The following is a 13,044-nucleotide window of genomic DNA, read 5'->3' as shown; positions in this document are numbered from 1 at the left end:
AAAATTAATAAAAATGATCAATAATGCTACAATGTCCGCTTAACCTTGTATTTTATAAATAACATTTAAATTCAGTTATTTCAGAGTATAGTATGCAAGCTGAAAAATTGTAGGAACACGCTCAGCTATGAATAATCAAATACAAATCGATGAGCAAGCGTTGATCGAAGTAAAAAGTTTAAGCTTTAATCGTGGTGATCGTGTTATTTACGACCAAGTCAATTTAAAGATTCGTAAGGGTCAAATTACTGCCATTATGGGGCCTTCAGGGACGGGGAAAACCACGCTTCTTAGACTCATTGGGGGGCAACTTGTACCTGATGCAGGCGAGGTCTTGTTGGATGGTAAAAATATTAGCCAAATGAGTCGTCAGGAATTGTTTAAAGCTCGTGCTCGTATGGGGATGCTCTTTCAGAGTGGTGCGCTTTTCACTGATATGACTGTCTATGAAAATGTAGCTTTCCCTATCCGCGCCCATACTCAATTGCCTGAACATTTGATTGCAGAACTGGTCGCTTTAAAACTCGAATCTGTGGGATTACGTGGCGCTGAGCAAATGATGCCTTCTGAGCTTTCAGGGGGGATGAATCGCCGTGTGGCGTTAGCTCGTGCAATTGCACTAGATCCAGATTTGATTATGTACGATGAACCATTTGCTGGTCAGGATCCCATCGTAATGGGGGTTTTAACCCGATTGATTCGTTCTTTACGAGAAGCGTTAGACCTAACGACCATTATCGTGTCTCACGATGTTGCTGAAACATTATCGATCGCAGATTACATTTATGTGGTTGCGGAAGGTAAAGTACAAGGCGAGGGCACACCTGATCAGTTAAAGAATCATAGTTCGCCTTTCGTCCGTCAATTCTTAACAGGTTCGGTCGAAGGTCCTGTGGATTATCAATTTAGTCATCAAGCATATTTAAGTGATGAGGTGCGTACATGAATGCGATAGCCTCACTAGGTAGACGCGTTATAGAACGTGTTCAAGGTATTGGCGTTGCAGCCATTATGCTAGTTCAAATTTTATTTTCGATACCGACTTGGATTGGAGTCAAACTCTTTATCTATCAAATGTATCGTGTTGGCGTATTATCATTGCTTATCATTGTGGTGTCAGGGCTGTTTATAGGTGCAGTCTTGGGTTTACAGATGTATAGCATTTTGGTCACTTTCGGCAGTGAAGCGATGCTTGGTGCAGCAGTTTCGTTGACCTTGTTGCGTGAACTTGCGCCAGTGGTTGCTGCACTTCTTTTTGCGGGGCGTGCAGGATCTGCTTTAACCGCCGAAATTGGTTTGATGAAAGCGACTGAGCAATTGTCTAGTATGGAAATGATCGGTGTTGATCCACTTAAACGCATTATTTCACCACGTTTATGGGCGGGTATATTTAGTTTGCCTATGCTTGCCGTAATTTTTGCTGCTGTGGGGATCATGGGCGGAAAAATGGTCGGTGTGGATTTTTTAGGTGCTGATGAAGGTTCGTATTGGAGTGGTATGGAAAGTGCCGTTCAATTTTATAAAGATGTCTTTAATGGCACGATCATCAAAAGCTTTGTATTTGCTTTAATCTGTACGTGGATTGCCGTATATCAGGGATATTCATGCGAGCCTACATCAGAAGGCATTGCGACAGCAACAACAAGAACGGTAGTGTATTCATCACTATGTGTTTTAGGATTTGATTTTGTTTTGACTGCGGTCATGTTTGGAGGTGTGTAATGAAATCACGTACGAGTGAGCTCGCAGTTGGAATATTCGTGATTCTATTTGGTTGTGCATTATTTTTCTTGGCAATGAAAGTAAGTGGCTTAGCTGGGACAAATTTAAAAGACAGTTATAGCATGACCGCAACTTTTGATAATGTGAATGGTATTAAACCACGTGCTAAAGTTGCACTGAGCGGTGTAAAAGTTGGTGAAGTTGAGTCAATCACATTAGATCCGTTAACACGTCTTGCAACAGTGAAAATTAATTTAGATGGTGAGCTGACATCTTTCAATGATGAACAACTTAAAACTGTGCAAGAAGGTGCTTTAGAAGAGTTGCGTTATAGCAGTGACTATGAAGCTGCGACGCCATCGCAACAAAAAGAAATGGAAAAGCAACTGATCGCTAACATGAACTCCATCACCAATATTGATGAAGATGCTTACATTATGGTAGCGACAAATGGCTTACTGGGCGAGAAGTATCTCAAAATTGTTCCAGGTGGTGGTTTAAATTATTTAAAACGTGGTGATCAAATTGGCAACACACAAAGCACAATGGAAATTGAAGACTTAGTGTCTAAATTTGTGACAGGTGGTGCTGGTGATTCAGCTGCGAAAAAAGATTCAAATGGTTCATCAGATGCAGAAACTGTGGAGTTCACAGATGAAACTGCTTCTTTTGTTGAATGATTAAATAGAGGAAAAATAAATGAATACGTTCGTCAAGCAAACACTGACTGTTAGCGTTTTATCGACGATGATTGCGAGTACAGCATTTGCTGCACCTACGGAGACTCCTCCTGCATTTATCAAAAAAGTAGCTGATGGCTTAATTTCACGTTTAAAAGCAGACCAAGCTAAGTTACAAAATAACCCTGCTGCGGTACGCGCAATTGTTCGTCAAAATTTAGATCCATATATTGATTCGCAATCATTTACTCGTATCGTGATGGGAACTTATGCGACGAATCAATATAGTAATGCTGCTCAACGCGCACAGTTTGAGAAGAACTTCCGTGAAACATTGATTGAAAACTATGGTAGTGCTTTCTCTAAGTTTTCTAATCAGACATATACAATTCGTCCCTATAAAGCATCTAACACTAAAAACCCTGTTGTAACGATTGATTTTATTAACAAAGGTGAGAAGATCCCTGTATCGTTCCAATTGGCTGATAAAGGTGATCAGTGGAAGATTCGCAATATCAACGTTTCTGGAATTGACTTAGGTTTGCAATTCCGTAATCAGTTTGCTGCTACTGTGAAGCGTAATGGTGGCGATATCAATAAAGCAATTGCAAACTTTAAGCCTGATGCTGAAGCTGCAGTTGAGAAAAAATAACAGAGAACAATTGTGATTTCACTCAAAGATCAAGAAATTATAGTTTCTGGAAAAATTAGTTTCGACAATGCTGAACAGTATTATCAACAAGGTTTAATGTTGATTCAGCAGGCAAAGCAGTTTCCACTTACTGTAAATTTATCAGGTCTTGAACATGGTAGTACTCTGGCGCTAGCTGTTTTAGTGCGTTTATTGCGTCAAGCACCTGGAATATCGAGTTTACAGTTTAAATCTGTGCCAGAAAAAATGATGAAAATCATTCAATCTTGCCATTTAGAAAATGATTTAAAATTGATTTGATTGAAAAATAAAAAAGCACCTTAGGGTGCTTTTTTATCGCTTTAAAATAGTAATTTACTCAACAGAAGGTACTTCATACGTTGTTTAAAAAACACAACATCCAAGCGTGCTCAAATCCATTTTTTCCATCTAAAATAAATCAGTGGTCCAAATAAGAATACTAGGATAATCAGACTGACAACAACAAAGCTCGTCGTTCCTTGAGCAAAGGGCAGTACATCAGTGTTCATACCATAAATACTGGCCACCAACATCGGGGGAGCAAGCATGCTAGGTAAAATCGAGAATCGACGAATCGTATCATTCTGTTCAGTATTAATGAAACCCGAAGTGGTATCCAATAGGAATCGAACCTTCTGGAACAAGAATGCATCATGTTCTACTAATGAGCGAACATCCTCACTGAGTTCTCGAATATCAGCATCATAAATATGACTGCCTAAGGCACGAGGTCTTGCTAAGAAGGTCAGAACGCGGCGTAAGTCAATCAAACAGAGTTGTGCTTTACCCAACATATCTTCTTTTTGAGCAAGACGGGTAATCATATCATCGAGATCAAGAATTTGTTCACGGTGGCGAACATTCAATACTTCTGTAGAGTAGAGTTCTAGATCCTTGTGGATATCTTCTAAGATATCCGCAAGCTCATCGAGTTTAGCTTCGAGTAAACCCAAAAGTATCCAAGTCGGATCTTTATAGTCAATGTCGTAATCATTACGGCGAGCACGTGCTCGAAAGGCACGGAAAGCAACGAGCTTTTCACCACGTAAAGTAAATAGTCGATCTTTATGTAAAATAAATGCAACGGTTTGAACCGTTCCTAGCATATTGGATGACTCTTCAGGGTCACCATCGACTTGGTAGTTTTTATTTTTCGTTAAAAAATACGTACTGATATGTAAAATGCCATCATCATCACGGTAGAATCGTGCAGATGAAGAAATATCTTCTAATGATTTTAGTGTTGGAAGATTTTGTTTATAGGCATCTAAAACCCATTCTTGCTCATCTTGAGAGGGTGCAATTAAATCGATCCAAACCAATTCAGGGTGTAAATCAAACCCACCATTGATCGTTGCATCTTCTAGACTACCGCGCTCTGTGGCATAAAAGGCTTCAAGCATTTTATCTTTTCTCCCTTGCGCAGTTTGTGTGTGAACGATGGGTGTATTTTAGACAAGGATGCCATGAAAAAAAACTGATTCCATCATTAATTAGGTTAAAAAACACAGAACATATCATTTTAATTGTTGTTATAAAAACTTAAGGCTAATTTTAAATGAATTCTATTGCAATATTTTGTGGTTCAACATTAGGTTCCGATCCTGTTTATGCTGATGCAGCAAAGAAAACAGGGAAATATTTAGCGCAACAAGGCAAGAACTTGGTGTATGGTGGCGGTCGTTCAGGATTAATGGGGATTGTTGCGGATAGTGCATTAGAGGCTGGTGGAAAGGTCATTGGCGTGATTCCACAAGGATTGGTGGATCGTGAATTAGCACATCCAAATTTGACTGAACTTCACGTTGTTACCAGTATGCATGAGCGTAAAACGCTGATGGCAGATTTGTCGGATGGTTTTATTGCCTTACCGGGTGGTGCAGGAACAATTGAAGAAATTTTTGAACAATGGACATGGGCGCAACTCGGTATTCATCTTAAACCTTGCGCATTTTTAAACATTAACGGGTTTTATGATGTTCTATTACAATTCATTCAACATACGACAGATCAAGAGTTTACTCGAGCTCGCTTTACCAATGCATTAATCAATTCAACTTCAATCGAGGATATTGTGTCAAAATTCGAGTCTTATCAGGCACCACAACCGAAATGGGGTGTCCAAGATCGAGAAGATTTGGTGAAACTAGATACATGAGCAAAGTCATTACTGTCGCAGCAGCGATTATTTCCAATGAGGATCAGCAGTTGTTGTTGGTTCGAAAAAAGAATACCCAGTTTTTCATGCAAGTTGGTGGGAAGTTAGAGGAGAATGAGCCTTCTGAGGACACGATTCTGCGAGAAATTAAAGAAGAAATTGGCGCTGAGGCAGTAATAGATCAATATATAGGTCGTTTTGAAACCAAAGCTGCAAATGAAGCGGATCATCAGTTGATTAGTTATCTCTATCGAGTTCAGCTTAAACAAGAGCCTCATATTCATGCAGAAATTGCTGAAATGAAATGGATCGATTTAGATGATGATGCTACGCCTTTAGCACCGTTAACTCGAGAAATCGTGATTCCTTGGTGTAGGCAGCATTTTAATGCCAATTAAAACTTAAAGTGACTGTGTCAATATTCTGCGGCTGCAATGCATGCGATCTGAACGTTCTGACAGCCGAGCTTTTCTAGTGCATTGGCCAACGCATTGACTGAACTCCCTGTGGTCACGACATCGTCAATAATCAGGATATTTCTAAACTTTCCTTTTTCTGAACGTATTGGTTTGAATTGAGATTGAATATCCTCGATTCTTTCTACACGTGTTAAGCCTTTCTGTGAGTGTTGTGCTGAACGTTCAATTGGCTGCCAAATGGGTATTTGCAGTTTTTTGGAAAGCATTTTTCCGATGACCATCATTTGATTATAACCACGCTCTTTCAAGCGCTCGTTTGAAATAGGCATAGGTACAATCGCTTGAAAACGTTTCAGTTTAAGTTCTAGCAATGTGTGTGCTAGAAAAGTTTGATAATGAAGTTGTTGTTCATATTTGAATAAGTGAATAATGCGATCTATAGGAAAGCTATAGTCGAAACAAGCATAAATATTTCTTTCATGTCGATGAATGAGTGAAGGGCTTTTCCATGGGAGCATTGTCCAACAGTCATCACATAATCTGTGGGTTTGAGTTGGAGAGAATCCACATAATTGGCAAGCGCGTCGTGATAATAATGTGTGATAGAGGTTATGAATAGGGCTCAGCATCATGGCTCAAGTTATTTTTATTGTGAGTACCTATGATTATAGCTGAGCTCGTTGATTAAGGAACATATTAAACATACGCATATCTAGGTGCTTCTGGTAACCATCGTTTAAGAAGAGCATCCGCTTGATGTGGGTAATCTTTTAAAATTTGAGTCGCGACATAGTGCGCTTGAGTTAACAGATGGTCATCACGTTCCAATTTAGCCACGCGAAAGCCCATGTCTCCAGTTTGTTTCGTTCCTAACAGTTCGCCTGGGCCACGGATTTCCAAATCTTTTTCTGCTATTAAAAAGCCATCATTGGTTTCACGCATAATGCGTAAACGCTCTTGTCCATTCTGCGATAAAGGACTTTTATACAATAATGCGCAAAAACTTGCTTTAGCACCTCGACCCACACGCCCCCTTAATTGATGTAGTTGAGATAGACCCAGTCGCTCCGCATTTTCAATGACCATGATGGATGCATTTGGTACATCCACTCCAACTTCGATCACAGTTGTTGCGATCAGCAGTTGTAATTGATTGTCTTTGAACTGTTGCATGACAGCTTGTTTTTCATCAGCTTTCATTTTGCCATGAACCAAACCAATATTGAGGTGCGGAAAGCGTTCTTTAATCTCCTGATAAGTCGCTTCAGCAGCTTGGGCATCTAACGTCTCTGATTGTTCCACTAATGTACAGACCCAATAAGCCTGCTTACCTTCAGCGCAGTTTGTCGCAATACGCTGCAGGACCTCTTCACGACGATCGAGTGGAATAGTGACTGTTTGGATTGGGGTACGCCCTGGGGGTAACTCATCAATCACAGAAGTATCTAAATCTCCGTACGCTGACATTGCTAACGTACGTGGGATAGGGGTGGCGGTCATTACTAACTGATGTGGTGTCGTATCCTGTGCCCCTTTATTTCGTAATGCTAGACGCTGGTCAACTCCAAACCGATGCTGTTCATCAATGATGACAAGACCCAATTTATGAAACTGGACGTTATCCTGAAATAGTGCATGAGTGCCGACGACCAATTGGGCAGAGCCTTCTCTAATCTGCTGTTCTGCAGCAGCGCGTGCTTTCCCTTTTTGTTTGCCTGATAACCAAGAAACTTGGATGCTGAGTGGTTCGAACCATTTTTTAAAATTTAAATAATGTTGTTCTGCGAGGATTTCAGTCGGTGCCATAAGAGCAACTTGCCATCCCTCTTCGAGTGGATGACATGCCGCAATGCCTGCTACTAGGGTTTTGCCTGCGCCTACATCACCTTGCACCAGTCTGAGCATCGGTTTGTTTTGTTTAAGATCTTTCACAATTTCATTTGAAACACGTTTTTGAGCATTCGTCATTTCAAAGGGAAGTGTGGAGAGAAGTTGTTTGGCAAATGTTCGACTGGCTGAAAATGCAGGTGCGGAGATCTGTTGAATGTATGCACGACGAGTCAACAAACTAATTTGATGACTGACTAATTCTTCAAAGATGAGACGTTGCTGCGCAGGATGCTGCCCTTCAGCCAGTTGCAACATATTGGCATCGGTGGGAGGGTGATGAATATATTCTAGTGCTTCTTTTAAAGCATACCCATTGGTAAATTTTGCAGGAATCAGTTCTGGTAAATCATGGGCATGTTGTGCTAAAGCTTGTTTAATATATTCGCGCAGTTTAGGTTGAGTGAGTCCTTCCGTTGATGGGTAAATTGCGGTTAGCTGCGTTTTTGGAAGTGGGGTATGCTCCGTAATCAATTGAATTTCTGGGTGATACATTTCTAGGCCACGAGCGCCTACTCGGACTTCACCAAACACTCTTAAACGATTTCCAGGCTTTGCGCGATCCATCAATGCTTTATAAATATGATAAAAACGTAAGGTGACTTTTCCAAAATCATCTTGTAATAATATTGCCATGGATTTGCGTTTACCGGGCGGCATATCCATTGATGCGACAGTGCCTTCAAGTAAATAGCTTCGACCTACTTGAAGTTGATTCATGGGCACAATAGTACTGCGATCTTCATAATCTCGAGGCAGATGAAACAAAAGATCATCCGTATTCCAGATATTTAATTTTTCGAGTAAAGCGGCAGCGGCGTTTCCTACACCTTGCAACTGATGGACTGCAGTCATGTCCCCTCAACTTTGCTTAAATTGACTTTATAACACTAGAGAATAGGTCTTACATGCATATTCTATTTATCGGTTATGGTAAAACATCCCAACATGTTGCTAAACAATTATTTCAACAAAGACATCAAATTACCACAGTCAGTTTAAGCAGGAAAGATCAAGCAGGTGCTATGCATCTTCAACAAGATATACACCAACTTGATTTATCGACATTGTCGCCTATTGATGCAGTATACGTGTTGATTGCACCCAAAGACCCATCACTAGACGGGTATAAAGCTGCTTTCATAGATGCGATTCCACATATGAGAAATCAGCTGGCATTGCATCCCATCCAAAAGATTATTGTTGTCTCATCAACACGCGTTTACGGACAAGATCAAGGGGAGGAGATTGATGACCAAACAGAGATCAATCCGAAAGATGAGAAAGCATTAGTGTTAGCCACAATGGAGAAACTTTGGCAAGACGCCTTCCCACAGCAATGTATCATTGTGAGACCCACTGGTATTTATGGCGTATCCGTGAAGAGAATGATGCAGCTTGCTCAAAATACAATGACCTATCCCAATGTGCATTGGTCGAATCGAATTCATATCGAAGATTTAGCGGGTTTTCTTGTCCATTTACTTCACGTGGAACATCCAGAAAAAACTTATATTTGTAGTAATAATCAACCCATTCCATTACATGAAATTATTCTGTGGTTCCAAAAGCAGTTAAACATCCTTCCATTAAAATTATTGAGTGAGGCACAGCATGGAAAGAAAATTTATGCCTCTCGAATGTTAAGCACTGGTTTTAAATTGAAACATAATCAATTTTTTAAGGATTATCGAGAACTCATTTAGGCATAAAAAAACCCTCGCTGGGGAGGGTTTTAGATACTATTTTTTCTTGCGTTTTAAGCGTTTTTTGGCTTGTTGATCAGCAACTGCATCCAAAGCTTCTTTGAGCTCTTCATCGTTAAATGAAGTGATATGTTGCAACATTTGTAAGGTTACATCATCTAGTACCAAGTTGGCATATTGAGCAACCTCTTTGAATTGTGCATCAAAGACTATTGCGCCTTCTTCGTTATTACTGATATAGCCTTGTTGAGTCAGAACTTTGATAAAACTTTGGAAGAGCGCTTTATCAAAGAATTCAGGTGAGTTGAACTCATAAAGTACAGATAAACGCTGACCTAATAGATGGCTTAAATCTTCGACCTGCTTGGTCGTAATATTTCCAGAGCCACGTTGAGTAATTAGGGCAAGTGTCATGTAGTAGCGTTCAATACTTTGCTTCACTGGAGCAGCAAGCACGACTAACTGATTGTGTTGTTCAGAGTTAGGTGCAGGGCTACATAAATTTCCATGTTCATCAATCGTAATCAACTGTGCTTCTACCAGACCTTGAACATAGTTACAGATCTGTTCTTTAAGCTCATCCGTATTCCACTTAAGGAAAAGTTCAGCTTTCAAGAATGGATAAAGTGTACGAATGACATTAATCAAATCGCCCTGTGAAATTTTACCATTGTGCTCGACCATCGCAGCAATCAGTGATGGCAAGACATAAGCATGCAAAATATTATTGCGGAAATATGTCAGTAATACTGCTTGACCATCTTCAATCGCAATGATGTCGCCAAGGACATGTTTTACACGCTTAATCAACTTGAGTTTTAAACCATAAGCAATGATTTCTTTACCAGACAGTGGTGTGATTTGAACTCGATGATCATAAGGTAAAGCTGTTAGAAGATTGCGATAGGTATCTAACTGTTTAATACAAATCTCTTCATCAAGCGTGTGCTTGGAAGTCGATAGAAGAATAAGTGACAATAACGAAACTGGGTTGATAACAGCAGCACGGTTAATATTTTCAAGAATTGCATTTGCTGAGGTGTTGACTGCATCAGAAACTTCTTGAGGAATCGGGTCATCATTCTTCTCAATTTTGATATGTTCAGCACCATGCTGTTTCAAAATCTCATCAAGGAAGACGGGTTCACCAAAGTTTACGTGTACTTTACCGAAGATGCGTTCAATCTTTCTTAAGGTTTGTAAAATACCAAAGATAGATTCGGCCTCTTTAGGCTTACCATTCATTTCACCGACGTAAGTTGCACCTTCCATCAGGCGTTCATAACCAAAATAGGTCGGGACAAATACAATAGGTTTAGCACGACCACGCAAATGACTATGCACAGTCATTGCCAACATACCTGTTTTCGGCGGTAATAAACGTCCAGTACGTGAACGTCCACCTTCAATAAAGTATTCTAATGGCGTGTTGCGCGATAGGATACTGTATAGATATTCTTTGAATACAGTGGTGTATAACGCATTTCCACGGAAGGTTCGACGTATAAAGAATGCACCGCCACCACGTAAAAGCTGTCCAACGAATGGCATATTCAGGTTATCACCTGCAGCAATGTACGGTACCATCATCCCACGCTTATAAATCACATAAGAGAGTAATAGGTAGTCAATATGGCTACGATGACAAGGTGTATAAATAATTTCGTAGTCTTTCGCTAATTCACGAACTGTATTGAAATTATGTACTTCTACGCCGTCATAGAGTTGAGTCCAAAGACGCGTCAGGGCTTGTTCTGCAAAACGTACGGTTGCATGAGAATAGTCTGATGCAATTTCATTCACGTAGCCGATCGCACGGCGCTCAGCTTCAATCAAACTGATTTTAGAGCGAATACTTTCTTTGCGAATTCCGTCCTGAACATCTTGAGATTTAATCAATGATTGCATCACGTTTCGACGATCTGACAAATCTGGACCTAATACAACTTCACGCTGACGATCTAGATAATCATTGAGTTGATTGACGATATATGTTGCAGGAGACAAGTTTGGATGTGTTACACGTGCGTAATCTACCAATTCGCGCAGTGATTTTGGTTCATGAAATTCAAGAAAAGATTGGCGACCATGTAAACCAATATTCATCAGTTGTTTAACAGTACTTGGCGTTGCCCAAGTGTCCGTAAATAGCAATTTAAATAATGAATCTTCTTTGTCCGGTGAGCGGCCCCACAATACAGTCACAGGTATAAGTTCAATGTCAGTATCTGGATGCTTATCCAATATCTCGATCAATCTGAGGAGACGAGGTGGAAATGCATGGGGTGGCGGATTAAGTAAGTTTGTTTCATCTTGGTGTTGTAAAAATAATACAGCAGCTTTCTCTTTATGGTCCCCGATCATGAGTGGGTCAAGTGCTGGCGCGAGATTTAATCGACGAGTTTCGCCGTCAACCACTAACGCATTACTACGCGAGTAATTTTGTAATACATAGCACACCACTTTTTTGTGAGTCGTATTATTTTCAGTGGGTGGTGTTGAAGGTTGGGTTTCAGTAGGAACCTCTCCAAGAACATGCGGTGTTACTACGAGGTCAAGCAACTTACTGGAAAGTCGACGATACATTTGACCAAAGCCATTCTTGGACATACATACTCCTAGCCAAAGACGAATTTCGCATGACGCGAATGAAGGCAATTATTTTCTTAAATCTGTGATCAAAACAATATGTCATTTTCTAACAAAATGCACAGAATTTGGATGAATTTTCGTTAATAATCGTATTTTTAGCCAAAATATCAAATTTGTTTTATGACAATATAGTCAAGCAAAGTTTAGTTGTTTACTCGGAAATTATGGCAATATAAAGATTGAGTCATTAAATTGGAAAATCTGTTTAAATTCAACAGGCCCAATTTAATGTCGTAGCAATGAAATATATAGGTCCGATATGAATCAGCTCACGCAAGAACTCGTAGATTTACTCACGCTAGAAAGACTTGAAGAAAACATTTTTAGAGGCAAAAGCCAAAATTTGGTTGGCAAACGTGTCTTTGGTGGGCAAGTTCTAGGTCAAGCGTTACGTGCTGCTTCATATACAACTGATCGCCCTGCACACTCATTGCATGCATATTTCTTATTTGGTGGGGATGTTAATGCACCCATTATTTATGAAGTAGATCGAATCCGAGATGGGCGTAGTTTCGTGAGTCGCCAAGTTCGTGCGATTCAACATGGCAAGACGATATTCATGTGTATGGTATCTTTTGCAGACCAAGAAGAGGGTCTCAATTATCAAGTTGCTGAACCAGAATACCCGCCAGTAGATGGGCTAAAATCTGAAGCTGAACTCAAGAAAATGATTGTCGATTTCGTACCAGAGAATGTGCGTGCCAGCTTTATGCGTGATCGTCATGTTGAAATTAAGCCTGTAATGCCAGTCAATCCATTCCAACCACAACCTGAAGCGCCGTCTTACGCGCACTATATTCGTACACACGATCGTTTGGCTGATGATGTAGATGAAAATGCATTACATCAGGCGATCGCTGCTTTTTATTCAGACTTTACTTTGATGACAACTGCACTACGACCACACGGACTCAGTTATATTTCACCGAGTTTACAATGTGCCAGCATTGACCATACCATGTACTTTCATAAACCATTTCGTGTAGATGATTGGATGCTCTATGACATGGAAGCAACGATTAGTGCAAGTTCTAGAGGATTGAACTTTGGACGAATGTGGCAAAATGGCCAATTGGTCTGTAGTACAGTACAAGAAGGTCTAATTCGAATTCGTGAAATCGAAACGCAATAAGATAATTGATCTATG

13 protein-coding genes are annotated in these 13,044 nt (G+C 40.2%); 9 read left to right on the top strand and 4 right to left on the bottom strand.

The genetic code is table 11. From position 1 onward, the window contains the following. Nucleotides 1–127 precede the first annotated feature (127 nt). From AC1M9L_RS10360 to AC1M9L_RS10340, 5 genes are read left to right on the top strand one after another with little or no spacing between them, the layout of a single operon-like run. Nucleotides 128–946 carry an ABC transporter ATP-binding protein gene (locus tag AC1M9L_RS10360; RefSeq protein ID WP_481592052.1) on the top strand — a complete coding sequence of 273 codons (819 nt, stop codon included), beginning with the start codon at nt 128–130 and terminating at the stop codon, nt 944–946. Continuing rightward, the gene (gene mlaE / locus AC1M9L_RS10355; RefSeq protein WP_481592051.1) at nt 943–1,722 is read left to right on the top strand and encodes a lipid asymmetry maintenance ABC transporter permease subunit MlaE; all 780 of its coding nucleotides are present in this window, start codon (nt 943–945) and stop codon (nt 1,720–1,722) included. The genes AC1M9L_RS10360 and mlaE overlap by 4 nt, the downstream gene beginning before the upstream one ends. Continuing rightward, a complete protein-coding gene (gene mlaD, locus AC1M9L_RS10350) occupies nt 1,722–2,402 on the top strand; it encodes an outer membrane lipid asymmetry maintenance protein MlaD (RefSeq protein WP_180028249.1) in 681 nt (226 codons plus the stop codon). The genes mlaE and mlaD overlap by 1 nt, the downstream gene beginning before the upstream one ends. A gap of 19 nt (nt 2,403–2,421) precedes the next feature. After that, the gene (locus tag AC1M9L_RS10345; RefSeq protein ID WP_035265038.1) at nt 2,422–3,054 is read left to right on the top strand and encodes an MlaC/ttg2D family ABC transporter substrate-binding protein; all 633 of its coding nucleotides are present in this window, start codon (nt 2,422–2,424) and stop codon (nt 3,052–3,054) included. A 12-nt stretch (nt 3,055–3,066) separates the two neighbouring features. Beyond that, nucleotides 3,067–3,354, top strand: a complete 288-nt coding sequence (locus tag AC1M9L_RS10340) for an STAS domain-containing protein (protein WP_481592050.1) — start codon at nt 3,067–3,069, stop codon at nt 3,352–3,354. Nucleotides 3,355–3,464: 110 nt separating this feature from the next. Here the strand turns inward: AC1M9L_RS10340 and AC1M9L_RS10335 are convergent, their stop codons facing one another. Further along, nucleotides 3,465–4,478 (bottom strand): CorA family divalent cation transporter, encoded by a 1,014-nt coding sequence (locus tag AC1M9L_RS10335; protein ID WP_035265042.1) that lies wholly within the window; start codon nt 4,476–4,478, stop codon nt 3,465–3,467. 155 nt (nt 4,479–4,633) lie between these two features. Between AC1M9L_RS10335 and AC1M9L_RS10330 the strand changes: the two genes are divergently transcribed. Both AC1M9L_RS10330 and AC1M9L_RS10325 read left to right on the top strand, forming a co-directional pair. Then, nucleotides 4,634–5,233: an LOG family protein gene (locus AC1M9L_RS10330; protein ID WP_481592049.1), complete on the top strand. Its 600-nt coding sequence runs from the start codon at nt 4,634–4,636 to the stop codon at nt 5,231–5,233. Beyond that, the gene (locus tag AC1M9L_RS10325) at nt 5,230–5,631 is read left to right on the top strand and encodes an NUDIX hydrolase (RefSeq protein WP_481586778.1); all 402 of its coding nucleotides are present in this window, start codon (nt 5,230–5,232) and stop codon (nt 5,629–5,631) included. Before AC1M9L_RS10330 ends, AC1M9L_RS10325 begins: the two co-directional genes overlap by 4 nt. Nucleotides 5,632–5,648: 17 nt before the next feature. Here the strand turns inward: AC1M9L_RS10325 and AC1M9L_RS10320 are convergent, their stop codons facing one another. Continuing rightward, nucleotides 5,649–6,281, bottom strand: a complete 633-nt coding sequence (locus tag AC1M9L_RS10320) for a ComF family protein (RefSeq protein ID WP_481592048.1) — start codon at nt 6,279–6,281, stop codon at nt 5,649–5,651. 67 nt (nt 6,282–6,348) lie between these two features. Then, nucleotides 6,349–8,394, bottom strand: coding sequence for an ATP-dependent DNA helicase RecG (recG, locus tag AC1M9L_RS10315; RefSeq protein ID WP_481592047.1), 2,046 nt, complete (start codon nt 8,392–8,394; stop codon nt 6,349–6,351). 53 nt (nt 8,395–8,447) lie between these two features. On the opposite strand from recG, the gene AC1M9L_RS10310 reads away from it, so the two are divergent. Then, a complete protein-coding gene (locus AC1M9L_RS10310) occupies nt 8,448–9,245 on the top strand; it encodes a Rossmann-fold NAD(P)-binding domain-containing protein (protein WP_481592046.1) in 798 nt (265 codons plus the stop codon). Nucleotides 9,246–9,281: 36 nt separating this feature from the next. On the opposite strand, the gene plsB is transcribed toward AC1M9L_RS10310, so the two are convergent. Then, nucleotides 9,282–11,855, bottom strand: coding sequence for a glycerol-3-phosphate 1-O-acyltransferase PlsB (plsB, locus tag AC1M9L_RS10305; RefSeq protein ID WP_035265057.1), 2,574 nt, complete (start codon nt 11,853–11,855; stop codon nt 9,282–9,284). A 301-nt stretch (nt 11,856–12,156) separates the two neighbouring features. On the opposite strand from plsB, the gene AC1M9L_RS10300 reads away from it, so the two are divergent. Then, nucleotides 12,157–13,029 carry an acyl-CoA thioesterase gene (locus AC1M9L_RS10300; protein ID WP_035265059.1) on the top strand — a complete coding sequence of 291 codons (873 nt, stop codon included), beginning with the start codon at nt 12,157–12,159 and terminating at the stop codon, nt 13,027–13,029. Nucleotides 13,030–13,044 lie beyond the last annotated feature (15 nt).

This window comes from Acinetobacter sp. ANC_7511 (genome assembly GCF_056779975.1).
The sequence above is the reverse complement of the archived record's forward strand: the minus strand, read 5'-3'. Positions and strand labels throughout refer to the sequence as shown.